At 38.5% G+C, this 23,756-nt stretch carries 20 protein-coding genes; 4 read left to right on the top strand and 16 right to left on the bottom strand.

Annotated elements, in window-relative coordinates; genetic code table 11:
• Nucleotides 1–69: 69 nt before the first annotated feature.
• Nucleotides 70–678 carry a DsbA family protein gene (locus AC5YCE_RS13580; protein WP_496172396.1) on the top strand — a complete coding sequence of 203 codons (609 nt, stop codon included), beginning with the start codon at nucleotides 70–72 and terminating at the stop codon, nucleotides 676–678.
• 100 nt (nucleotides 679–778) lie between these two features.
• Here the strand turns inward: AC5YCE_RS13580 and AC5YCE_RS13575 are convergent, their stop codons facing one another.
• From AC5YCE_RS13575 to cxpE, 7 genes are all read right to left on the bottom strand, one after another.
• A complete protein-coding gene (locus tag AC5YCE_RS13575) occupies nucleotides 779–1,699 on the bottom strand; it encodes a hypothetical protein (RefSeq protein ID WP_496172395.1) in 921 nt (306 codons plus the stop codon).
• Between the two features lie 23 nt (nucleotides 1,700–1,722).
• On the bottom strand, nucleotides 1,723–2,862 hold the full coding sequence (locus tag AC5YCE_RS13570) for a toxic anion resistance protein (protein WP_496125077.1): 1,140 nt from the start codon (nucleotides 2,860–2,862) through the stop codon (nucleotides 1,723–1,725).
• Between the two features lie 9 nt (nucleotides 2,863–2,871).
• Nucleotides 2,872–3,669 (bottom strand): tellurium resistance protein, encoded by a 798-nt coding sequence (locus AC5YCE_RS13565; RefSeq protein ID WP_496172394.1) that lies wholly within the window; start codon nucleotides 3,667–3,669, stop codon nucleotides 2,872–2,874.
• A 234-nt stretch (nucleotides 3,670–3,903) separates the two neighbouring features.
• Complete coding sequence (locus tag AC5YCE_RS13560; RefSeq protein WP_496172393.1) at nucleotides 3,904–6,303, bottom strand: CSLREA domain-containing protein; 2,400 nt, start codon at nucleotides 6,301–6,303, stop codon at nucleotides 3,904–3,906.
• A gap of 34 nt (nucleotides 6,304–6,337) precedes the next feature.
• Complete coding sequence (gene rbtA / locus AC5YCE_RS13555; protein WP_496172392.1) at nucleotides 6,338–8,137, bottom strand: rhombotarget A; 1,800 nt, start codon at nucleotides 8,135–8,137, stop codon at nucleotides 6,338–6,340.
• Between the two features lie 175 nt (nucleotides 8,138–8,312).
• A complete protein-coding gene (gene hda, locus AC5YCE_RS13550) occupies nucleotides 8,313–9,020 on the bottom strand; it encodes a DnaA regulatory inactivator Hda (protein WP_496125081.1) in 708 nt (235 codons plus the stop codon).
• Between the two features lie 15 nt (nucleotides 9,021–9,035).
• Nucleotides 9,036–10,256, bottom strand: coding sequence for a chloramphenicol efflux transporter CxpE (gene cxpE, locus AC5YCE_RS13545; RefSeq protein WP_496172391.1), 1,221 nt, complete (start codon nucleotides 10,254–10,256; stop codon nucleotides 9,036–9,038).
• A 134-nt stretch (nucleotides 10,257–10,390) separates the two neighbouring features.
• Here cxpE and purM point away from each other — a divergent pair, with 134 nt between their 5' ends.
• Nucleotides 10,391–11,461 (top strand): phosphoribosylformylglycinamidine cyclo-ligase, encoded by a 1,071-nt coding sequence (purM, locus tag AC5YCE_RS13540; RefSeq protein ID WP_496172390.1) that lies wholly within the window; start codon nucleotides 10,391–10,393, stop codon nucleotides 11,459–11,461.
• A 9-nt stretch (nucleotides 11,462–11,470) separates the two neighbouring features.
• Entirely contained in the window at nucleotides 11,471–12,100 is a 630-nt protein-coding gene (purN, locus tag AC5YCE_RS13535; protein WP_496125084.1) for a phosphoribosylglycinamide formyltransferase, read from the top strand.
• Nucleotides 12,101–12,238: 138 nt separating this feature from the next.
• Here the strand turns inward: purN and AC5YCE_RS13530 are convergent, their stop codons facing one another.
• Together AC5YCE_RS13530 and sppA are read right to left on the bottom strand one after the other, a co-directional pair.
• On the bottom strand, nucleotides 12,239–13,033 hold the full coding sequence (locus AC5YCE_RS13530; protein WP_496125085.1) for an alpha/beta fold hydrolase: 795 nt from the start codon (nucleotides 13,031–13,033) through the stop codon (nucleotides 12,239–12,241).
• A complete protein-coding gene (sppA, locus tag AC5YCE_RS13525; protein WP_496172389.1) occupies nucleotides 13,030–14,046 on the bottom strand; it encodes a signal peptide peptidase SppA in 1,017 nt (338 codons plus the stop codon). The genes AC5YCE_RS13530 and sppA overlap by 4 nt, the downstream gene beginning before the upstream one ends.
• Before the next feature lie 132 nt (nucleotides 14,047–14,178).
• Here sppA and AC5YCE_RS13520 point away from each other — a divergent pair, with 132 nt between their 5' ends.
• Nucleotides 14,179–15,171 (top strand): lysophospholipid acyltransferase family protein, encoded by a 993-nt coding sequence (locus AC5YCE_RS13520; RefSeq protein WP_496172388.1) that lies wholly within the window; start codon nucleotides 14,179–14,181, stop codon nucleotides 15,169–15,171.
• A gap of 18 nt (nucleotides 15,172–15,189) precedes the next feature.
• Here AC5YCE_RS13520 and AC5YCE_RS13515 read toward each other — a convergent pair whose 3' ends face one another.
• From AC5YCE_RS13515 to AC5YCE_RS13485, 7 genes are all read right to left on the bottom strand, one after another.
• A complete protein-coding gene (locus AC5YCE_RS13515; RefSeq protein ID WP_496172387.1) occupies nucleotides 15,190–17,637 on the bottom strand; it encodes a DNA internalization-related competence protein ComEC/Rec2 in 2,448 nt (815 codons plus the stop codon).
• A 181-nt stretch (nucleotides 17,638–17,818) separates the two neighbouring features.
• Entirely contained in the window at nucleotides 17,819–18,487 is a 669-nt protein-coding gene (gene gmtX / locus AC5YCE_RS13510; protein ID WP_496172386.1) for a gamma-mobile-trio protein GmtX, read from the bottom strand.
• Between the two features lie 2 nt (nucleotides 18,488–18,489).
• Nucleotides 18,490–21,090 (bottom strand): gamma-mobile-trio integrase GmtZ, encoded by a 2,601-nt coding sequence (gene gmtZ / locus AC5YCE_RS13505; protein ID WP_496172385.1) that lies wholly within the window; start codon nucleotides 21,088–21,090, stop codon nucleotides 18,490–18,492.
• On the bottom strand, nucleotides 21,080–21,211 hold the full coding sequence (locus tag AC5YCE_RS13500) for a hypothetical protein (protein ID WP_496172384.1): 132 nt from the start codon (nucleotides 21,209–21,211) through the stop codon (nucleotides 21,080–21,082). The genes gmtZ and AC5YCE_RS13500 overlap by 11 nt, the downstream gene beginning before the upstream one ends.
• A gap of 23 nt (nucleotides 21,212–21,234) precedes the next feature.
• The gene (tnpC, locus tag AC5YCE_RS13495; protein WP_496171426.1) at nucleotides 21,235–22,839 is read right to left on the bottom strand and encodes an IS66 family transposase; all 1,605 of its coding nucleotides are present in this window, start codon (nucleotides 22,837–22,839) and stop codon (nucleotides 21,235–21,237) included.
• A gap of 74 nt (nucleotides 22,840–22,913) precedes the next feature.
• A complete protein-coding gene (gene tnpB, locus AC5YCE_RS13490) occupies nucleotides 22,914–23,249 on the bottom strand; it encodes an IS66 family insertion sequence element accessory protein TnpB (protein ID WP_496125721.1) in 336 nt (111 codons plus the stop codon).
• On the bottom strand, nucleotides 23,246–23,674 hold the full coding sequence (locus AC5YCE_RS13485) for a transposase (RefSeq protein ID WP_496125720.1): 429 nt from the start codon (nucleotides 23,672–23,674) through the stop codon (nucleotides 23,246–23,248). The genes tnpB and AC5YCE_RS13485 overlap by 4 nt, the downstream gene beginning before the upstream one ends.
• Nucleotides 23,675–23,756 lie beyond the last annotated feature (82 nt).

Raw genomic sequence — 23,756 nt, 5'->3', positions numbered from 1 at the left:
ACCCGATACGAACTAAACACTCGACTCTTCAATCAATATCCTCCGTTACACAACAAAAAGAGTAAGCACATGAAAATTGAATTTGTTTTTGATATTGTTTATCCCATGAGTTATGTCGCATTCCAAAAATTAAAGAAAAACTGGAATGAACAAACTGCTTCGCGCATTGAACTTCTACCTATTCAAGCTGTTCCTGAGATTCCTGAACAAGGGTTAAATGTGCTTGAATACCTTACTGAAAAATATGGCTCAACTGTAGCACAAAGAAAACTGGAAATGACCAAATTTGAGGCTTATAGCGAAGACATTGAAGTGAATATTGAGCATATGAAACGTATGCCTAATAGTCGTTTAGCTCATCAAGCGATTTTGGCTTTGGAAAATACCTTAGATAAGTTTGCGCTGACTCAAGCACTTTTTCATGCCATATTTGCACACGGTAAAGATATTTCCGATGCTGATGTTTTGAAAAATATAATCGAAGGCATTGGTTTAGACGGCAATCATGTTCTACGTTCAATACAACATAAAGAAATCGCAGATCATCAACGTGATATCACCCAGTATGTTCAAAACTTAGGAAAACATCCGATACCCTATTTTATTGTCAACGGTGAAATCTCTGATGAAAGCTTTTCAACTCAGCAGATTAAAGATTTATTACGCCAAGCCAGCTAAGTCAAAAATAAAAATAAATCATCTCATTATAAAAAAATCCCGAATCAGCTTCGGGATTTTTTTATAATATCTGAATATTCTGTTTTTTAAATACCGTCAATCAGCTCTCAATCTGATATTGAATACGATTGATTCGACCTTTTAAACGTTGAGATATCGAATAAAAGATTAAGCTGAATAAAAATAACAATGCAGACAGAGCAATTAACGAAATATTTGCGAGTAGAGAAAGTTGATTTGCTTTTAACACTTTCGGTTCAATACTTTTCGCCAAAGGTGTCATCGCTTGACCATAAACTTGCTTCTGCATCGTCCAAATCACTTCAGGTTTAAAACCATACTCAATAAAGTTATGTTGTGTTCTTTCAGCCTGCGCCAGTTGTGCCACATAAGAAGTAGCAACATCCTTATCGATTGGCTTATGCAACAATGCGACCTGCCCTAATACATATGCTTTGACCGTATTATTGCTATTATCCTCATTCATAATTTGTGCAATTTCACTTTCTTGAATATGTTGTTTGTAATAAGTCAATTCATATTGATCTTGTTCATCATCATCACTCATATCATATTGAATATAAGTCAAAGCAGACCAAATCAGAATGATAGAAATCAGCCAAGCAACAAATTTAAGTATGAAAGACTGAAATCTGATTGCAAAAAACTTAAACTTTTTCAAAAAATGAATGACTACAAATGCACCGATCATCGAACAAAAAATTTTCAAGATGAACCAACCCATCCAACCCAATAAATTAAATAAATAATCCGGTTGATTGTGGTATTGAGAAATAATGCCCTGAATCGAATACGGAACATGCAATTGTTCAACGCTTTGAGTCATTCCAAAAAAACTATAGACAACATCCTGCTGAATAAAAATCGCAACAAAACTGACTAGAAACAAACTACCGGTCAACACACTCATTAGACTCAGCTTGTTTTGACGCTTTTGTAATACGTTTAAACCTGTTGCGATCTGTTCGGATTTAACAGGATGATCTTCTACAGTTTTCAATCAAATGACCTCGACGATATGACCTATGAATGTGTTTGGTTATTACTGGAGTCAATAACCAATTGCTGCAAATTGGTTTGTAATGCACGAATCCGTGTAGATGCCTCCTCACGCTTCTGCATACCCTCTTTCTGAATCTGAATCACATCATTTACGGTATTAATGAGGGTATTCTGTACATGTTCAAGGGTTTCAATATCAATCACTGAACGCTGATTGGCTTTCGCAGTATCAACAGAGTTCTGATGCAGTAAATCTGCATTACGCTTCAACAAATCATTGGTCGCATCATCAATGCTATTTGCCAATTGCACACTATTCTTTTGCTCATTCAACGAAATGGCTAAACTGATCTGGTTTTTCCACGCAGGCAAGGTAATATTTTTAATTGCGTAAAATTTATCGACCAACATCATATTATTCGACTGAATAATACGAATCATCGGCAAGGTTTGCATTGCAGACTGCTGTAATACCTGCAAATCACTGACGCGTTTTTCAAGATTATTGGCGAGATGATTCAGATCATACACACGCTGATTGGTTTGCTGATCTTGCTCCTGTGCCGAAAGTGTCGAAATTTCTTGTTGGATTTCCTGTTGTTTAAGACGCCCTGCTGCGATATAGACACCTAATTGCTTATATTCATCTTGCACGCCTTCGAACATTTTATCCAAAGTACCCACACGTGCCTTCAAACCATTTTGCGACGTTTCTATTTCTTTCACCAAAGCATCAATTTGCTCTTTCGTGGTATTAAAATGCTGATCAAAGTTTTGCTTCGCACCTCTAAACTTACTTAAAATTCCACCCAAAAAACCACTACTTTTCGGTTTATTTAAAATACTTGACGTATTCAGTTGCTGTGCCACATTCACGACTTCATTGAGCTTTTGACCCGTTACATCGAGGTCTTTATTTTTGACCAAGTTAAGCAATTCATCAGTATACGTTGAAGTCTTGGTTGCAATATTCTTACCGTACTCAGCAACACTAGAATGATTCATATCTGCCAACTCTTTACGCGCTGTCTGTACGGCTTGAAAATCTTGAGGTTGCAACCCAATTTCTTTCAAGTTCATTTTTTCAAAGTCTTGCTGTTGAAGCTCTGTAGATACTTCAGTGGATGACTTCACCAATAGTTCTGAATTTGAATCTGACATGATATCCCCTTATTTTTTATCTAATGATTTCTGTAATGATTGAATGAGTTTTTCTCGGCTTTTATCAAGCTCATCTAAAGTAGTCTGTGTGTTTCCAGAACTATTTTTTTGCTGTTGACTCTGTTTTAAATGATATTGCCAAGCAGGAATGAGGACTTGCTCAGCTTCTTTAAAACGATCCATCAAGCTGAATGAAAGTTGTTGTGTAAGTTGCATTTGCGCCAGAGCAATGTCATTACTGGCTTGCAAGGTCTGCAAAGTATTAATCTTCTTCGAGAGCCGATCTTCAAAATTTTTTAAAGGATGCAAATTTTTCACAAAATTAGGGTATTCGACTAGAAATTCTTGTGCAGCACGAATATATTTCGCCATTTGTTCACGTAAACCGTTGGCTTGTTGAAAGCGTGATTGTGACTTTTGAATCTCAATTTGAAGCTTTTGACTCAATTGTTTGGCTTGATGAATATTACGATCCAAATCTTTGAGATATTTAATTTTGCCAGCATTGAATTCTAAATCTAAACCCAACCAACGTTGCAGTGCATTAAATTTTTTAACTTTGAGCGATTTTTTGGATTGATTCAGTTGTTGAATAATATCGGCAATGACATGGCTCAGCTTTTGTGTAAGTTGAGGGTCAACCCCATTTAACAAGGCTGCTTGTGATTGAATCAAATGATCAGCATAATGATTCAGACGAACTTGATCATCCAACAGGGGTACAAGATCATTGCGTTTAATCGCGATAAGCTCATCGGGACTCACCGTAATTTGATCAAGTGGAACAAGCTCAGAAAATTGCTTCATATCATTAAAATAAATTCGTAATCTGTTTATAGTAAATAGTTATATGCGTTCTAATGTAGCAAATTGCAATGAAACAACGGCAATTATCATTTACTTTATATTTACTCAAATCGTTATGCAATCACAAATACTTAAATCGTTAACGCATCTAAATCGAATTAAAAACCCGCTGTATTCAGCGGGTTTGATGTAACGTTGAGGAGGTCAATTAAAAAAAACATCACTGTTATTGCTTTAATGACGACGTGATACCTGTCTCGCTCTATACCCAAGTAAACCTGCCAATCCCAACAATGTGAACCAACTGATTGAACCCCCTCCACCATTGCTCCTCACACTACCTGGAGCAGTCGCCGTATTATTTAAGTGAATTTTTCCAGTACCTGAGGGTGCGCCATCTGCGTCGTAAACGACATAATCGACTTTATAAGAAAACACATCTAATGTATTTTTCAATTGTAAGGTGACATTACCACCATAACACGTGTATTTACTGTCTAAATTCGGACATGGGCCTGAACGATCTGCCCGTATAGCGATTGGATCTGGTAAGTTCGTAATACGAATGGCTTGCGTTTGACCTTGAGGATTTAGAAAGAATGCAGACTTGTTTGAATTCGTTAATGTACTCACCAGTCCATCACCATCATCATTGGCACCTTTGAGCAAATCAATACTGACACTTTGAGTTCCACCATGATCAACAGTGATATCTAATTTCTCAGGAACAACTGGGGCAATATTGGTAAAACGACCTAAAATATAAGCACTTGCAGATTTAGAGGTTTGCTTATTTTTAAGGGTGTACTGACATACTTCAAAATCACTGTCTGCGGTGACACGATCATCTTCTCTATAAAGGATGATCTGTTTTAAATTACTATTCCAAGTACACTTTAATCGTGTGTCATCCTGACCGATAAATAAGCCATCTGAACCCAGTTTACCGACACCTGTTCTCACTACAGATACTTCATAGTTGTCAGGATTTAAATGCTGAATTTGACGCGCACCATTCACCACTAATTCATCAGGCATATTGGCTGTAAAAGGATCAATAAAAATAGTTCTGTATTTTTGATCTGATTGTGTATATCGAATTAAGTTACTAAATTCATCACGGCGCAGTTGATAATATTTTAATAATTCAGGTTTGGTTTCTTTATTATTTATCAGATCATTGAACAAGTCATAATTGGCTTGATAGTTTGAAATTAAACCTGTTACGGATTTATTGGTATCCGTAATATTTTGAACTGTTAGATGTAACACTTCAGTTGAACCTATATCACAGCTGTTACTCTTCATACTTGCAGTGGTTGACTGTGATGATAAAGCCCGTTTAATGCCTCTCTGATCAAACTCAGAACAACCGCCATTACCTCCTGCATCAATCAGACTCAAACCTGTTTTTTCAAGTGGAAAATACATTGGTAGAAAATCTGTATATTCCTGATCTATTTGTAGTGAGCTTAAAAGGTCACTTATTTTTAATCCATTGATATCAACTGAATTCTTGATTGCATAATCCAGACTCGTTTTAGGTAACTCGCAATCTGCATTACTCAGATTCATTGCATTTTTTTCAGTCTCTATATTCGCATTATTGACAGTGGCAATATCTCCACTGTTATATTTACACGATTTAGCTGAGTTAAATGCAAGGATATTATAATTTAGAGTTTTCTTCGCTGTTGCATCATAAAGTAGTGCAGTAGAAGCAGTATTCTCTACGATACTATTGCTTAATAAACCTAAACTAGAATTTGGGCTTAGATTATTGAGAGTTGCTCCAGTAAATCCACTAAATTCAATGATCCGTCCTGTATTTGAATTGACTATATTTTTACTGATGGTACTTGTCGAAATAAGGGCTGTGGGTTGACCACAATAAGCCAATGTGCTTTGGCTGTTCGCATCACCATTTGCAATGATACTACTTCGGTTAATTGCAATATTTCGCGTGGTGTAATTTAACCCATCTAAACAAGTCATGGCTAGAACACTACCAGTCACCGCTTTATTATCTTTGAGTACAGAACCTGTAATGGTTAGATGACTATTGATATCATTCAGGAATATCGCACCACCTTTATCAGCCTTTGAACCTTGAATCACCACATTGATGAGTTCAGCATTGCCACCTAATAGTAGAGCGCCTCCAGCACCCACGTTATAGCCATCAGCCAATACAATATTCTCTAGGGTTAAACTCGGCTTTTCCAAATTGATGGTATTAAATAAACGCGATGAACCTTGGCCTGAAATCGTTGTTTTTAATGGTGTTTTTGCTGGATAATCATTATTAATCGTATTGGGTCTTGTAAAGTCAGCAGGCTCTTTACCAATGATATAAAGCGGAGAATTAGGTGTCAGTTCTCGCTTGAGCAGATAAGTTCCTGCTTCTAATTGAATCTTTTTAACATTAGAAGCATAGCGATCCCCTTTTGGACAGCCACCATACGGCTGATGAGTCGAAGCTGCGGTTACAGCTTCTCGCAACGAACATTTACTCGGATTTTCACCATCCTCATCATCGAAGGTGGTCACTAGAATGGTAGTATCCTCGGCTGCCATAAGTGACATCGCCGCCAATACAGCCATTGTTAAGAGTCCTTTTGTGAATTTTTTCATCACTCATCCTTATTTTTATTTTGTCGATATACTTTTATCGTTTTGTTTGGCGACGTAAACCAATCAAGCCCAACAACCCTATTAAACCCGCAACACCAAAACCACCACCAGAAGTTTTCACACTATAATCTTTAAATGTATCAGGTGGATCTTGGACGACATTTGTTTTGATCTCAATCCGTTTATTTAAAGAATCACTAAAGTAAGTTGTGGTTGTAATGACCGAAATCTTAAATTGATCACTTCCATGAAAATCACTGCCAGGTTGATAACTAATATCACCTTCCTGTGTAAGTGTTAATTTCCCTTTGGATGGGACATGATCTGATTGGATTATTTTTAAACATCCAGGTTGCCAAGTTCCACCGTTCGGTTCATTACCAAAAAGATTTTGACACTGTGCTGGTGTAATGAGTTCTCCATCGACCAGTTGATCACGTATCGACATTTTAGCAACGTCGCCGTATTTGATATCAGCTCCAACAAGTTCAATGCTATTTAAATCGACCTTAAGCTCGATTGCCCCACGGTCACAAAGATCTCTTATATTATTACGTGGAAAAGGTCTTTGGTCAGACGTTTCGCATGAAATAACCGTCATACCTGATGTCGGACCTTTATTCACGATAGGTGAATCACTCAGACTACGATAACTTTCTAATAATCTCGGTCTAAAATAACCTAAACTTGAATCTGGATACTCTTTAAAAGGACATAAAATACCATCTGATGCAATATCACACGTACCTTCGGAAGATGATGAAGCAATCAGATTAGTGCTACCCAAGCTTTGAGAAAGCGTTCCAGCGCAACCATTTGAATATAAGTTATTACTCAAATTATTGGCGATCCCCCCTTGGCGAATAGTGCAATCTTCAGTTCCATTTTTAGCCAAGATACTGTTACCAACAAAACCAAGCTCTAGGGGCGCATCTAGAATCAATCCTTTGTTGTTAAAAATCATGGTGATATTGTTGACGGACATTTTATCCATGACCCGGATGGTATGACCTTTATTGTTAAAAATCGTGCTGTTTACCATCCCTCTGGCATCACTCTTAATATTTGGAATTGAATCTTTTTCAAATCCCTCCAAACTATCAAATAATGCAGCAGATGCTCCGGTCACCTCATTATCTCTGACAATAGAAGATTTGACTAAGTACTGTGGCGTAACACTATATATAACTGCCCCTGTTTCAGCCTTATTGCCTTGCATCACCGAATTCGTAATAGTGACAAAACCAGGTGTCTTTAGAAGATCAAATTTGCCTGCGCTGTAAATTGCCCCACCTGACTTTGCTTTGCCATTCAGTAGTTGAGAGTGATTAAAATTTAATGACTCTTTATTATAAATGAGACCACCTTGATCTTTGCAAAATGCAGCATCACAGCCTTTTAAAGTGATTTCATGAAAATTTACATGGATTGGCGCATTATCATCATCTTTAGTTCCAGTTGTTTCTGATTTACGATCAATATAGAAAATGCGATCCGTACCATTCATTTTAATTACAGCATTCTGTTTTCCCAACAAGTTACTGTTTAAATCAGATTCATAACGTGTCCTAAAAGTCACGTCTTTCGAGATTAGGATTTCTTTATTTAAATGGTAAGTAAGAGATTCGAGATTAATATTGTTTGTTGTTTCTTTACCTCCACAGCCATTGTAGCCTGCTTCTGGTCGACCTTGATTGATATACTCTATTGCTTCACGCAGTGAGCACTTATCATCTGCAGCAGTTACGTCTTCAGTCGTATTAACAATGATATCCGCTGCGAAAGTTTGACCAGCGAAGCACAATAAAACCAAGCTTATGCTTTGTTTAAGCATGGAGAACTCCTTGTTTTCTTTATTTTTATAATCAGCGCAACATCAAAATGTAACACTATTATTCCTTTTCGCGTACTTTGTCACATTTGGTCAATTTAAACAATTTTTTTTGGGTTACAGATTATTATTTTCGACGAATGAAATTCATGGTCAAAAAAATTTAAATTTAGATATTTTATTGCTTATATTCATCAATCAATGCATAGATTTGCTTGATCGTCGCATTAGACAGTTTCACTTTCTCCCCTTGTAACAGCTTTTCCAATTGCTCTAAGGATTGAAGTAAGGTACTGGTCTGAGTCGGACCATGCATCAGTAAGTAATCAATGATTTGTGGATCAAAATGAAGACCTTTACGCTCTATTACTGAGGTCAGTAATGCCAATCGATCTGCATAGGACTGTCCAGTAGGCACTTTCACACTGACAGCCTGTGTTAAGCGTGACTGCAAATCAGGAAGCTCAAGCTTAAGCTCTATCGGTGCAACACGAGAGGAGAAAACCAATTGTCCTCCTCCCTCATTATTATTATTAATCAGATGAAATACTGCTTTTTGCCAATGAGGCACACCACTAATCGCTTCAATATCATCTAAGGCAACTAAATCATACATTTCCAGTGAAGTAATTGCTTCAATCGGTGCATCCAGTAATTCGAGTAGAGAAACCTTGATTGCAGACTTTCCCACTTCCAAATAAGAATCACAAATCGCTGTCAGCAAATGACTCTTACCCGTGCCTGCTCCACCGTACAGATAAAAACGGTTCATCAGTCCGGCATGTAACTGTCTAACGCCATCGATTACAGGCCCCCAACCCGGACCAGAGAAATCACTGATTCGAGCATCGAGTTGGGGTTCTATATTCAATTGTAATTGACGCATCTAATGAAAGTGCCCTTATGGTTCTTTTCGATCTGGTAAATCTATGTTACTAGAATTTTCAGTAACTTGCTGATTATTTACAACTGGATCTTTAATTTCAACATCAATATCCACGTCTTGAGTACGAATACTCACAGATCCAGAAGCATCCGTTTGAATTTCAACATTGTTATAACCATAAAGTTGACTTTTTTCATAGCTATCACGAGCATGTCTAAGTAGTACAACAATCACAGCTGCGACAGGCAATGCAATGAGCATTCCTAGGAATCCAGCAAGTTGTGCCCCTGCCAGCACTGCAAACACTACAGCTACAGGAGAAAGACCGATTTTATCGCCAAGTAAGAAAGGCTGTAATACATAGCCTTCCACGCCTTGTCCAATCATAAATACAACCAGAACCAAGGCAAGCTGCATCCAATCCACACCAAACTGAAGTAATGTGGCAATCACGGCTGCAACAATACCGACAGCAAAACCAAGGTAAGGAATAATGCTTGCCAGACCTGCAATCATTCCAATGATTAAACCAACATCAAGTCCAATCAGTTGTAATCCAACTGCGTAAACAATGCCCAATAAAATCATGACCAAGAATTGCCCTTTAACGAATGCACCTAAAACACTGTGACATTCACCTGCAATTTCGAGCGTTGTTTTTTCATATGGACGTGGAATCAAGCGATGTAAACTATCCAGCATTCTTCTCCAATCTAAGAGGAAATAGAAAGCGATGATCGGAATGAGGACAACAGTACCGCCCACTTGAATAAAGTTAAGTCCAGATTGAGCCACTCTGAGTGCCATGGCTTGCAAACTATCAGTACTATAGTTGGTCTGAATATAATCCATCACAATCGTCGACATGTGATTGGTATCGATCTCCATTTCTTCGACATTAAAGGTATTGGATACCCATGGAAGAAAATTGGAGTTAATCCAATTAATACCGACAGGAATACTATCGCGCGCAATAATCAACTGTTTCCAAACCAATGGAACGATGTACCAGAACGCCATGGTTACCGCTACACCAATGCCGATAAAGACCGCGCCAATCGAGAACCATCGAGGCAGACCCATCTTTTGTAGTTTATCGACTAATGGACTAAATAAGTAAGCTACAAGAAAAGCAATAATAAATGGAATGACGACAGGCTTTAATAGATATAAAATCCATAGGAAAAGCGCTAGCCCAGCGATAATAAAAATTCGTTTTAATGTACGATCTTGCATGCAATCTCGCCTTTTTCTAAGTGATTCGTTATTGAAATAAAAATATTTCGCTAAAGATAACATTTTAAGGCATAAATACCATAAGAGTTTCGTATATTCAGGTATAATCTCCGCGCGAATGCGGAGACTTCATTATGAGCAACTCAACCTCTACCCATAACACTGGTTTAAGCTATAAAGACGCAGGTGTCGACATTGAAGCGGGCGACGCATTAGTCGATCGTATCAAATCTGTTGCAAAGCGTACTACACGTCCTGAAGTGATGGGCGGTCTTGGCGGCTTCGGTGCCCTTTGTAAAATCCCTAAAGGTTATGAAGAACCTGTTCTCGTATCTGGCACAGATGGTGTTGGTACAAAATTACGTTTAGCATTGAATTTAAATCGTCATGACACCATTGGCCAAGACTTGGTTGCCATGTGTGTGAACGATCTTCTGGTTTGTGGTGCTGAACCCTTATTCTTCCTTGATTACTATGCAACAGGTCATTTAAATGTCGATGTTGCTGCTAATGTAGTGACAGGTATTGGCGCGGGTTGTGAGCTTGCTGGTTGTGCATTGGTCGGTGGTGAAACTGCTGAAATGCCAGGTATGTATGAAGGCGATGACTACGATCTTGCAGGTTTCTGTGTCGGTGTTGTTGAGCAAAGCAAAATTATTGATGGCACTAAAGTTAAAGCGGGCGACGTTTTAGTTGGTGTAGCATCGAGTGGTGCTCATTCAAATGGTTATTCTTTACTTCGTAAAATCATTGATGTAAAAAATGTTGATTTAACTCAAATCGTTGATGGTCGTCCTCTTGCAGATGTTGCAATGGAACCGACGCGCATTTACGTAAAATCTATTCTTGAATTACTTAAGCATGTTGATGTTCACGCGATGGCGCACATCACAGGTGGTGGTTTACCAGGTAATCTTCCACGTGTACTCCCAAATGGCGCTCAAGCAGTTGTAAATGAGTCTTCTTGGGAATGGCCAGAATTATTCAAACTACTTCAAAAAGAAGGTGGCGTTGAACAGTTCGAAATGTATCGTACCTTTAACTGTGGTGTAGGTATGGTGCTTGTTGTTGATGCAACTGAAGCCGACAAAACAGTTGAACTCTTAAACGGTTTAGGTGAAAAAGCTTGGACTATGGGTCATATCGTAGACAACGCAGAATCTGTTGAAGGCGCTGACGAAAAAATCCGTGTGGTTTTTGCTTAAGTCGCTATTATGATTAAAATTGCTGTCCTTGTTTCAGGTAGTGGTTCCAACCTTCAAGCCTTGATTGATGCCAATCTTTCAGGGCAAATTGTCGGGGTGATTTCCAACAAGCCTGAAGCATATGCTTTAGAACGTGCACAAAAAGCCAATATTGCGACGGCTGTGATTGAACATAAGCATTATCCTAATCGTGAAGCCTTTGATGCAGTCATGCATCAACAGTTAATCGACTGGGATGTTGATCTGGTTATTCTCGCTGGATTCATGCGCATCTTAAGTGCAGGTTTTGTCAAATCATGGGAAGGGAAAATGGTGAATATCCACCCTTCTTTATTGCCACATTACAAGGGCATGCACACACATCAACGTGTTTTAAATACAGGCGATGTGTTCCATGGATGCACAGTGCACTATGTCACGGCTGAACTTGATGCAGGTCAAGCCCTTGCTCAAGGTGTCGTCAAGGTCGCGCTAAATGACAATATTGAAACACTTTCTTCACGTGTTCATGTTCTAGAGCATCTGATTTATCCTCAAGCTGTTGAATGGATTTGCAATGGAACAGTTAAATACACGCAAGAGGGTGTTTTATACCGTGGTCAAGCCTTAGTCGAACCACTTCAATTTTGTAAATTATGAGTTTAAATCATGATGGGTAAATCTAAACCCGCCATAGATTTCACATAAAAAACGCATCTTAAGATGCGTTTTTTATTGCTCAAAATAACACTGATAGATCATTATTTCTTAGACTGGAGCAAATAGGTTTAATGTACTTTATTGAAGCACTAAAGTTTTAATTTTTTCCGCGACTTCGATCGGATGCTCCAAAGGAAACATATGCCCTCCCTCAAAAATATGAAAAGGTATCCCGAATTTTTTTTCAGCTTTGTGAGGAAACTTACGTGCTAAAAATGGCCCTTGAGAAGCAACAAGCATGTCCACAGGAATCATGGGTTTAGCTTGAGGCATCCACCACAAGGAAGGATTGGTCCTGAAAATTTCAACTTCTGTCATTTTCGGGATAGTCAGTTCAACGCCACCGCGTAGATGATCATCTGTCAAAGCATAACGAATATAGTCATCAAAACATTGCTGATCAAATTCTTGATAAAACCCTTTAGGTCTCAATAATTCAGCAGCTTGCTCACGACTTTCCCAATGATCACGACGGCGCAATGACAGAGCAGCTGGAGACATTGAATCTACAGCTTTGAGCTTCAAGACTTTTGCAATGTGCAGCATCAAGGATTCTTTGCCTAAAATCAAAGGAGGATCCATCATCAACACGCGTTCAAAAAGATCAGGACGCTTTAAAGCTGCTTTAAATGTCAGAACAGCGCCCAACGAATGACCAATGCCAATCACCTTACGACCATTGGCTTTTTGGACAATATGATCAATCACTTGTTGAGTCATACTTTCCCAATGATTATCCACAGGATAGCGCTGATCTGTTCCAATGAATGGCACATAGATCACATCAAATTGACCACTCAAAGCATCAAATAGTTTTTGATAGACTTGAGCAGGCACACCATTGGCATGTGCGAAATGAATAAGTGGTTTCATTGTAACTTCGTCGTTTGTTCAGACTGAATTTGCTGTGAAATAGATGATGCAATACCCTGTCCGACTGTTGCACCCATTCGACCCAAAATTGAATCCAGTGGATTGTGCTCAATCGTATAGTTCACAGTCTTATCAATTTTCAATTCACGTTTTAATGCATTTACACTACCGATTCGATCTGCAATCCCTAAAGTGACTGCTTGCTCACCGGTCCAGAATAGACCTGAGAAAATAGATGGATCATTAGATTTCAATTTCTCACCACGACCTTTTTTCACCGCGTCAATAAAGTGTCCATGAACATTATCCAATACCCCTTGAACATGCGCCTTTTGAGCAGGATCGACAGGCTGGGTCATCGACAATAGTGCTTTATTTTGACCCGAGGTCATTGTGCGATCTTCAACACCAAGTTTTTGCATCAAACCATTGACACCATAATTTGGCATAATCACACCAATCGAACCCACTAAGCTAGATGGGTTAACAATGATTTGATCCGCAGCAGATGCAATATAGTAAGCACCTGAAGCACCCGTATCACCAATCACCGCATACAGTTTTTTATCCGTATGTGCTTTCTTTAAAATTTGAATTTCTTGCCAAATTTCATCAGATTGAACAGGTGAACCACCTGGTGAATTGATATTAAGAATCACGGCTTTACTTTGTTTATTTTCAAATGCTTTTTTGAGTGACTTGATCGTATCTTCACTGTTGACGCTTTTCTCATCAGCAGCAATTGTTCCGATAATATCCACGACAGCTAGATGATTACCTGTTGTCGCGCTGGCATCGACATTCGCCGTCGAACAACCGCGTCCCATAACGACCAATATAAATAGAATATATGCAAACGTTAGAAACTTAAAAAATATCCCCCAACGACGTGTACGTCTTTGCTCTTCAACTGAAGCCAATACAGCTTTTTCTAAAATTCCCCATTCTTTACCAGTAACTTGTTTGTTTAAATTACGATTATCATTATGAGGTTGTGGCGGCCAATCGGACATATTTACCATCCAAATTCGTTATTAATGCGACATTATATACATGTAATGGCATTAAACTGCCTAAAACGCCAAATTTAAATTATAATATTCACCAAGCGCCCTCACTTAGAAAATAATCTACATACTGACAAGATGACTGAAAATACACCTTCGACGACAACACGATTACTAAACTTTTTCAGCCGTCGTCCCATTCGATTTTCACGCCTTTTTGCACGCATTCTTGCCGGGTTAATTAATAATTTTCATATAGGTAAAACTGCAAACGTAGTGCGCTTAAATATTGATATTTGTTTGCCCCATTTAACAACAGAACATAAAAATCAAATTGCTCGTGCGGCGATTTCTCATGAGCTGCAATCTTATATGGAGTTCTTTAGCATTTGGGGTAGCTCAAATGAGAAAAATATTTCACGTATACGCAAGGTTCATGGTGCTGAGCATTTCCATGACGCGATGCAAGCCCAAAAAGGGATTGTGTTACTTGCCCCTCACTTTGGAACTTGGGAAGTCATGAATGCTTGGTTTGCTCAACATTCTAAAATGACCATCATGTATAAGCCCATCAAAAATGAGGATGCAGATCGGTTTGTACGTGCCGCACGTAGTCGTGAACAAGCCAATCTTGTTCCAACGGATGAATCGGGTGTACGACAAATTTTCAAAGCCTTGAAGCAAGGTGGAACAACTGTCATTCTGCCTGATCATACGCCTAAACATGGCGTTGAAAAGATCCGATATTTTGGCTTACCCTTAGACTCAAGCAATCTGAGTTCTAAGCTTATTCAAAAAACCAAAGCCACTGCACTGCTCGTTTATGCCATCAGAAATGAAACCGAAGATTTTGATATTCATATTGAAACCCTCGATTCCCAAATCTATGAAGGTTCGGCAACGGATGGGACTTTAGTGATTCATCAAGCGATTGAAGGTTTGATTGCGCGATATCCTGAACATGCACATTGGAGCTATAAACGCTTTAGAGCCAATCCAGTTTTACATGACATCTATAATATAGAGCATGAGGAGGCTCTCTCAAAAGTGACCCAAGTTCGAGAACAGGCTCAAATGGAACTTGATTCAATTCCAATCCCATCAGAGATTGAGGCATGTTCAACTCACTGAAGGCAAATTAAAGGCTAACTATTCGCGTCTTAACCACAGCTTCGAGTCACGATAAGATTCAATGTTGATCTCCCCATTTTTTAAAGTGAATTGAAGACTGCCATGATCAATGGTGGTCTTATATGGAATTGACAAGGCTTCAAGCCGAGCAAGCACAATGGGGTGTGGATGATGATAACGGTTATTAAACCCTGCCGATGCAATCGCAAGTTTTGGTTTGATTCGCTTTAGAAAATCATAGGATGAACTATGTTGACTACCATGATGGCCTAAAATGAGCACATCCACTTGAAGATTTGGATATTGTTGCAGTAATTCATATTCAGTTTGCCAACCTGCATCGCCCATAATCAGAAAATTTTTCATCCCTGTTGCGTTTAGTACCTCAATATAAATCACACAAGACAACTCGTTTTTATTTTCATCAACATCTGTGAGATTTTCATGTTGCGGCGCAAGCACACTTAGGCGAATGTTTCCAATATGCTGAGTTTGACCTGCATAACAATAATCAAAATTAAAGCCTTGAAAGCGTTCATCCTGCTGATTAGATCTAATTTGATTTATTTTTAAAGTTTGAGCAATTGGGTTAAATGCGCCTGCATGATCTTGATCTAAATGTGAAAGATAAACTTGATCAAGTGTTGAGATTCCCTCACCCATCAAATAGGGAATCATGAGTTGGCGACCAACGCTAAATTTCGACTCGTCATAATATCCACCCACATCAATCATGAGCTGTTGATCTTGGCTTTGTATATGTATCGCTTGCCCTTGCCCGATATCCAATACTGTCAAACCAAACTCATGTTCTCTTTTCAGTGGAATCACTAAGGGTAAAAAACAAATCAAAGCCCAAGCTTTGGGGATGACAAGCTTCGGCAAAAACAAGATGATGATTCCAATACCGACACTGACAATGGATAAGGATGAAAGACTCAACCAAGTCAGTTGAGGCTCAAATATGCGTTGAAGTAGCGCTAAGATGGATAACAAAAAACTCAGCACCCAATCTGCACAATGAAACAATAACAATCCGAGTGGCTCACTGACGGTGCTTAATAGTGCACCGACGACCTCCAATGGCACAATAACAATACCGATTAAAGGAATAGCTATTAAATTGATCAATGGGGAAATCCAAGAGATCTGTTGGAAAATAATCGCGACCAATGGAAATAAGGCAATAAAGACTTTCCATTGTGAATCGACTAAAACTCTAAAGAATGTCCATATTTTCACTTGCCACGATTCGACCTTTATACCATCTACCCAATTACGATGCTTCATCATGGTTTGATATACTCGTATCAAAATAAAACAAGCCCCATATGAAAGCCAAAATGCAGGCGATAAGATGCTAAATGGGTCAATCAGCAATAAGATACTCGCGCTCATGAATAGCAGTTTTAGTGCATTGACCTGCTGTTTCAATAAGATCACTACACTTATAATTGTCACAGTTAAAAGTGTCCTCATTGCAGGAATTTCAAAACCCACAAAAGCGGTATACAGCAAAACACAACTTAAGAATGGAATAACCAAAAGATAAGGGCGTGGAATATTTAAGAATATTTGGGGTTTAAATTTTGAAATAATTTGATTGATGAAGAAGCAGATGATGACTGCAAAAATCAATACATGCGGTCCTGAAATCGCCAATAAGTGCGATATACCCAGAACCCTAAATTGCTCTTTGACTACATCTGACAACAGACTTTCATCACCCGTGAGCAGTGCTAATAGAAGTCCTTTATTGGTCAATGATTGTGATTGAATGAAATTTCGGTAATCCAATCTCAACTGTTCAGTAGAAATCTTAAAATCAATGATCCAGTTTGAGTTAGATTGAACAAAACCCTTGTAAGGAGCAAGTCTAGGATCACCTTTACTGATTGGGGTAATATGATTAACTTGCATCGTCCCCATGATATTTTGTTGAATCAGCCATTTTTCTTGATCAAATACATGCGGTATCGCATAGCTATGAGCCGGTTTAACTGTCCCTGTGATTTGATAATAGTGACCTAGTTTTAAATCACTTTGACTGAATCGATCATTGAGATATAAAAGGATGCCATGACTTTTTTGATTCTCGTTATGAGCAAGCTGAGCCATTTGTTGGATGAACTCACGACTATCTTTGCGATTTAGCTCGCTTAGACGGCTGATATAAACGATTTCAGTTCGTTCTTCGACAGCATTTATTCGATGCTGTAATCGCTCTTGTAAAGATTCTACAGCGAAATTATGCCCTATGAGAAATACACTCAGCGCTATGAAACCCATTTTTAAAGCTTGAAAATACAGTTTCATCGTCAATGGGAGTTTAAAAAAGCCGATGATGAGTAGTAAGAAAGAAATAGCATAAAAAATAGGTGCAAATAGAACTAAGCGATCAGGCCACATGTGCCCCATTGTAGAAATGCCTAAGATCCAAGCGATCAATAAAACGAAAAAAATCATCGATATTCTTTATTGTTATTTTGAAACAATTAAAGCTCAATATAAATATTACTAGTGAAAACTATATAAAACCTCATTTTTATAATTTTTCGCTGTAATATCAATAAATTAGAACCTTATATAATTTTATATATATAAATACGAAAAGCTGATTGTAACAAATACAATCAGCTTTTAAATATTAAAGCGACGAAAGAACTTTTGTTATCGCTTGAATAAAGCCTGGCTTAAAAAGTGGATTGTTATTATCATCGCAAATAGCGCCAGATTCAGAAATATGCCAACCTCTTCTCTCTATCTTCTTACGATTAATTGCATCTTTCAAAGAATCAGCTTCACTTTCTAACAATATTTGCTTACTTTTGCATTTTCTTTCATCTGTATTGTCTAAATTTATTATTTTTTTTTCGTTCGGTCGATTATCCATAACAAAGACAGAATTACTTTTTAGAATGTTGTTTTCAGCCTTAAGCCTTTTATTCTGACTCAGTACTTGTCCGAAGAAAGCCCTAAGTACAGGATCTTCTAACTTGTTAATAAAGTCAAAGTCGTTCGAGATTTGGTTATTTCTACATATTTTAGAGTGCTTTTTATTCGTTTTAGTTTGTACCTTAGCGACCCAAGCATCAATTAACAAACGATAATGCATACCCGTTTTATTCCTTAAACTTACTTCGCCAATCCCGCCAGAATCTTTAGACTCACGAGCAATAGTAGCAATTGAGTAATCATCGTCATTTCTGTTAAATTTAATCTCTAATAACTTATTCAAGTTTTCTAAAGAAGTTTGAGTTTTGGGTGACTTATTAAGTTTGAGATCTTTCAAAATTGAATCAGTATCAATTCTCATAATTATTTTTTGACCTTAAATTTCAATAGATGCAGTGATTTAAATGAAACACTTGGGTTTTCATTTTTTATGTGATCTTTCAAGGTTTCAACTCCCATTTCAAGTATCTCTTTATCAACCATATAAGATTCCAACTCTAAATAATCTGACACAATTTTGAATGCAGTCAATTTATCAAACTCCTTAGTTTGAATAGCCATTTGTCGATACATTGCATTAATTGCCATTATTTGTTGTTCTGTGTTTAAGAGAAGTAAGTAAGGTTTAAAGCCTGCTTTCATCATTGCTCGACTTATCTTCTGAACCATTTCCTGTACCACCGAAGTTTTTTTAATTTCATCCATTAGGTCTGGATATATCTCCGCATCATCGCAAAGCATTGAAAGATGTAAAAGCTCGCTGTTTGAATCAATCAGCATTAACCGAATATCTTTTAAACTTCCATTTGCTACAAGCTTGTTAGAACTATCCGAACTGTTTCGAGACTTTTCAATTTCTGTCAAACGATGAATAAGATTAAGAGTAGCTATCCAGTCCTTAATATATTCATCTGCTTCAATCATCTGTTTTTCATAACATCGTTGTTGTTCTTGTAACTTATGAGTAAATACAAATGGTGAATCATTCAATTCAGCTTTATATTTACTTTCTTCAAGCATTTGAATTTCACGTTGCCTTTCTAAAGCAATATTTATTGCTTCATTAGCTTTATAACTGAGAAAATTCAAATGAGATGTCAAGGCTTGTAAGTATCTAGCATCAGTTACGAACCATCGACATCTCACACAATTTTCTGGACCATGTGCAACAGGCCCATAAACTTTTACGTTATTCTGATCACCATCATTAAGTAACTCACCACCATTCCAGCACCCAGCTAAAGATTTATTTGAGGCATAAGCAACTGAATTTCCACCGGCTAAACATAGCCCATGAAATCTATTTTCCCATCCAATTGGGTTCCTACTAGCTAAAGCAGACTGCAAGGATTGTGTATCTTTAAATGCTGTATTGCTCTGTATTTGATTTATTTCAGCGTCTTGAAGGAATATTTTCAAATTATCTTTAGCATCAGCTTCTAATCTTTGTTCTGCTTGATCTAGTTTCTGTTTCATTACAGAAGGAGAAATTTTCGTGTAATAAACAGTCATTAAAATTCTTGAATGACCTGCTAGAAGTTTTGAAACCACAGGTAAAGGAAGTTTCGCATCCATTATGTAGCATGTTATTAATGAAACACAGAGACTGTGTAGTGGAAAATCAGTTTTCGTTTTTAATGCTTGATAATCTTTTCCATAATCATGAACTAATTTTAAAGCGCTACCATCTGATAATGTTTGGCCTTGATCAAATAGATCGTTTTCTAATTGGGATAAAAGTTTATACCACAAAGATACTATAGGGCTTTCTATAATAGGTTTTGATCTATCGCCAACTTGAGAAGCTGAGGCATCCCTAAACAGAAAACAAGAGTATCCCATTCCACTTAAATACGTATAAGATCTTTTACTTCCAGTATGCTTAGACTCTAGTGTAGTCCATTCTGTAGGTTTGCTAATTGGATTATATTTTTCTTGCCAATTCCTTAATTTTTCAAGCCAATAAAGCACTGTTTCATTTTGCCAAGGAATTTCATATCCTCGTTCGAATTGATCTTTATTTTGATCCGCTGTTTTATTTGTACTGATATACAAACCGGTACTATCCATACCTGATAAATTATCTTTAAACTTTCTAAATACACCTTTGCTGAATGAGGTTCTAGGTATTAAATTAATATTGTCTATCCAAACTCCATTTTCATATCGATATTTATCAGCTTCACCTGAATCCAGCATACGTACTTGATAAGTTCTTAACGGTAATTCTAGTTTTAAGAACAATGCCATAGCTGCTACTGGTGACCACATTTGATGAACAACTACTGTTTTACCTTTACGGATAATCTTTCTTATGCGCCAAACACAATTTTTGTCATTAGTATCTATTAAGCTTTTATCGACATCAAACCAATCTCTTGCTCGATTGGTAATATAGTCATGATTTTGATGGGCCCATACCCAATCAGAAAAACTTCCATTAGTAACAGGGCATAAAATTTTTCTGAGATCACAGATATAACGATAAGGTAAAGGATTGTGCATCGTTTCGGTACGAATGCTAGACTTAATCTGCACCCGACTAAAAGGATTTACGTATAAAGGTAAACTTTTACCAAAATCATCAGGGTAGCTAAAATATTTTAGAATTATCCAATCAATAAAACTTACGATATAGTTTATTAATGTCGTTGTATATTGATTGTCCGATCGATTAGTACTCTCTAAGATAGTCAATTTAAGGGCTTCTGTTGAAATTTTCTCCCCGAGGCTATTCCCCTCAAAAAATAAGCTTATGGAATTTGCCCAATGATTTTTAGGAACTAAATAAATATCAAAAAAAATATGTAATGCACTTAATTTAGTTGACAGATTTGTAACTTGGGAAGCGATCCATTCTTTAGCTAACAATCGCCAATTAGCCCATTCAACACCATGTTGTTTTGTTAGCCAATTTAATTCCAAGTCAGTGGTTCTACCATTTTTTTGCAGTTTAAGCTTCATGATGACCTCCAAATTTTGGAGATTTGCCACTAAATAACTCTTCAGGATCTATATCTTTAAATCCATACTCAGTTAATTCATCCCAGTTATATTCTCTGCCTTTTGAATCAACGGTAAACATCCGCTGAACCCCATTGCTATGTTTTAACGGGGTTCAGGTTTCCAGCGGTGTGGCAGTAATTCTTCTATTTGAGTCACTTTATGTGTCGGCAACCTTTTCAGCACATCACTTAAATAGGCATACGGATCCAGCCCATTCAGTTTTGCTGACTGGATTAAAGTCATGATATTTGCCGCTCGCTGACCACTGCGCAGCGAACCTGCAAATAACCAGTTCTTACGCCCCAAAGCCCAAGGCCGCATTTGATTCTCTGCCCAATTATTGCAAATAGGTAGATTGCCATCATCCAGATAACGGCTTAAGGCTTCCCAACGTTTTAGGCTGTAATTGATGGCTTTAGCAGTTGCAGAGCTTAAGGGTACTGCAAGTTGATGTTGTGTCAGCCATTCATACAGTTGCTGCATAACAGCTTGACTATACTGTTGCCGGTACTTATAGCGTTGTTCTGCTGTACCGTCGGTATTTTTTCTTATTTCAGCCTCTATCGCATAGAGCTTCTGAATCAAGAACAAAGCCTGTTCTGCAATCTGACTTTTTCCAGTCACATGCAACTCATGGAATTTACGACGTGCATGCGCCATGCAGCCCACCTCAATGACCTGACCTGATCTAAAGCGTGCTTTGTAGCCACTGTAATCATCACAGACCAGATGACCCTGCCAGCCTTTCAGGAACTCTTCAGCATGCTGACCTGAACGGCTATCCTGAAAGTCATAAATCACGGCTTGAATTGGATTATATTGAGTTGTTGCATAAGCCCAGACATAACCTTTCTTCGGTTTTTTATCTTTATCATCCATCCGCATGATGGTGACAGGTGTTTCATCTGCATGAATCACCGCTTGCTGTAGGATCACCTTCCTTAATGCATCGGTTAGGCCTTCTAACTCTACACCACAGCGACCTATCCAGTCAGATAAGGTTGATCTGGACAGATCAACACCTGCGCGTAGAAAGATTTGACGTTGACGGTACAGTGGTAAATGATCGGCATATTTAGACACCAGTACATGGCTAAGCAGTTCAGGTGCAGCGATTCCTTTCTCAATCACATAGGCCGGCATTGCTTGTTGGGTCAGTGTGTCACATTGATCACACACCCATTTGCCACGCACATGCTGTTCCTTATAGAACTGTGCCGGTCTGAAATTCAGTTTTTCACTGATATCTTCGCCAATACGACGCAAGGTGCAGCCACAAGCACATTGGGTTGATGCAGGTTCATGCTCAATACGGAGGGTTGGCAGGTGATCTGGCAGTGGTCGACGTTTAGGTTTGTTGACTGGGGCTTTCTGCGCAGCTGCATTGGTTTTATCTGCATTCAGCCGTTCCAGTTCCAGATCAACCGCAGCAATATCTTCTTCGACCGCTTCGTCCCATAGATGGATTTGTTTTGCGCTTAGATGTTCGTTTTTACTGCCGAATTTATGCTGTTTAAATAGCGCAAGCTCATGCTCGTATTTTTGATTAAGAATGGAAAGATGTTGATTCGTGACTTCAAGATGTTGAACTTTGGCATCTAATTGTTGTTTATCTTCTGCGAGTTGTTGATGCTGCAGCGCCAACTGCCGGGTAAATTCCAGCAGTTGTTCATGGGTCAGTTGGCTTAAATCAGGCAGCGTATTCATGACCGCAGTATGGCTGAGATCATGAATATGTGTAAATAAAACGTTTGGAGAATAGCAGAATGGATGAGCTTGGTTTAGAGCATATTCACCACCTGCTGTAAGCCGATTCTCTGCCAGGGCAGACCCTGAATTAACGCCTGTAACTGTTCCGGGCTGATCGCCACGGTTTCACCCTGGTGAACCTGAGCCCAGTGAAATTTGCCCTGTTCCAACCGCCGGGCACACAGCCAGATGCCCAGTCCATCATGCACCAGTACTTTCATGCGATGGCCACGTTTATTACAGAACAGGTAGGCGCAGTGTGGTTTGATATAGCCAAATGCTCTCAGCACCTGAGCCATGGCAGTATCCATACCTGCACGCATATCCATCGGCTGGGTAGCAAGCCAGATTTCATCGATACGGATCATTTGATCAAGCCCTGAATTAAAGGCAGTAATTCCTTTGCCGATTCCACCGGCCAGTCGATCTCGATCATCTGATCCCGTGCGGAACCTTGTTCCTTATGCAATGGAATCCTGATATGAGCGACAGCATTCTTCTCTGGCACAGGTGGCGGAGGTGCTTCTTGTCTGACTGGAGTCGGGTGAAGAATGATGGGAAGAAAGTCGGTCTGTGGACTGGATGGGCTTTTTAATGCAGGGGGCATTGATCTGGACTGGCGAATCCATTTATGCAGCAGATTGGCATTGATCTGATGTTGCATTGCAACCTTAGCTACTGACGTATCTGGCTGCTGGCAAAGCTCGACCAGGTACTGTTTAAACTCAGCTGCGAAGATTCTGCGGGTTCTTTCTGTCGTTTGTTCAGTGTCTATAAAAGTGTCTAAGGCCATAAACATAATGTCCATTTAATAAATAATGGACACTATCGGGATATTGAGCAAATAAGAAAAGTGGGGTTCAGCGGACGCTTAC

It is taken from the genome of Acinetobacter sp. CY79 (assembly GCF_059515845.1).
Note: the sequence above shows the minus strand (reverse complement) of the source record. Positions and strands in the feature narration are given on the sequence as shown.

Bases quoted from the DNA above. Each gene is read 5' to 3' on its own strand.
- AC5YCE_RS13580 (WP_496172396.1), top strand. From the start codon at position 70: ATGAAAATTGAATTTGTTTTTGATATTGTTTATCCCATGAGTTATGTC.
- AC5YCE_RS13570 (WP_496125077.1), bottom strand. From the start codon at position 2,862: ATGTCAGATTCAAATTCAGAACTATTGGTGAAGTCATCCACTGAAGTA.
- AC5YCE_RS13565 (WP_496172394.1), bottom strand. From the start codon at position 3,669: ATGAAGCAATTTTCTGAGCTTGTTCCACTTGATCAAATTACGGTGAGT.
- AC5YCE_RS13560 (WP_496172393.1), bottom strand. From the start codon at position 6,303: ATGAAAAAATTCACAAAAGGACTCTTAACAATGGCTGTATTGGCGGCG.
- rbtA (WP_496172392.1), bottom strand. From the start codon at position 8,137: ATGCTTAAACAAAGCATAAGCTTGGTTTTATTGTGCTTCGCTGGTCAA.
- hda (WP_496125081.1), bottom strand. From the start codon at position 9,020: ATGCGTCAATTACAATTGAATATAGAACCCCAACTCGATGCTCGAATC.
- cxpE (WP_496172391.1), bottom strand. From the start codon at position 10,256: ATGCAAGATCGTACATTAAAACGAATTTTTATTATCGCTGGGCTAGCG.
- purM (WP_496172390.1), top strand. From the start codon at position 10,391: ATGAGCAACTCAACCTCTACCCATAACACTGGTTTAAGCTATAAAGAC.
- purN (WP_496125084.1), top strand. From the start codon at position 11,471: ATGATTAAAATTGCTGTCCTTGTTTCAGGTAGTGGTTCCAACCTTCAA.
- AC5YCE_RS13530 (WP_496125085.1), bottom strand. From the start codon at position 13,033: ATGAAACCACTTATTCATTTCGCACATGCCAATGGTGTGCCTGCTCAA.
- sppA (WP_496172389.1), bottom strand. From the start codon at position 14,046: ATGTCCGATTGGCCGCCACAACCTCATAATGATAATCGTAATTTAAAC.
- AC5YCE_RS13520 (WP_496172388.1), top strand. From the start codon at position 14,179: ATGACTGAAAATACACCTTCGACGACAACACGATTACTAAACTTTTTC.
- AC5YCE_RS13515 (WP_496172387.1), bottom strand. From the start codon at position 17,637: ATGATTTTTTTCGTTTTATTGATCGCTTGGATCTTAGGCATTTCTACA.
- gmtX (WP_496172386.1), bottom strand. From the start codon at position 18,487: ATGAGAATTGATACTGATTCAATTTTGAAAGATCTCAAACTTAATAAG.
- gmtZ (WP_496172385.1), bottom strand. From the start codon at position 21,090: ATGAAGCTTAAACTGCAAAAAAATGGTAGAACCACTGACTTGGAATTA.
- AC5YCE_RS13500 (WP_496172384.1), bottom strand. From the start codon at position 21,211: ATGTTTACCGTTGATTCAAAAGGCAGAGAATATAACTGGGATGAATTA.
- tnpC (WP_496171426.1), bottom strand. From the start codon at position 22,839: ATGAATACGCTGCCTGATTTAAGCCAACTGACCCATGAACAACTGCTG.
- tnpB (WP_496125721.1), bottom strand. From the start codon at position 23,249: ATGATCCGTATCGATGAAATCTGGCTTGCTACCCAGCCGATGGATATG.
- AC5YCE_RS13485 (WP_496125720.1), bottom strand. From the start codon at position 23,674: ATGGCCTTAGACACTTTTATAGACACTGAACAAACGACAGAAAGAACC.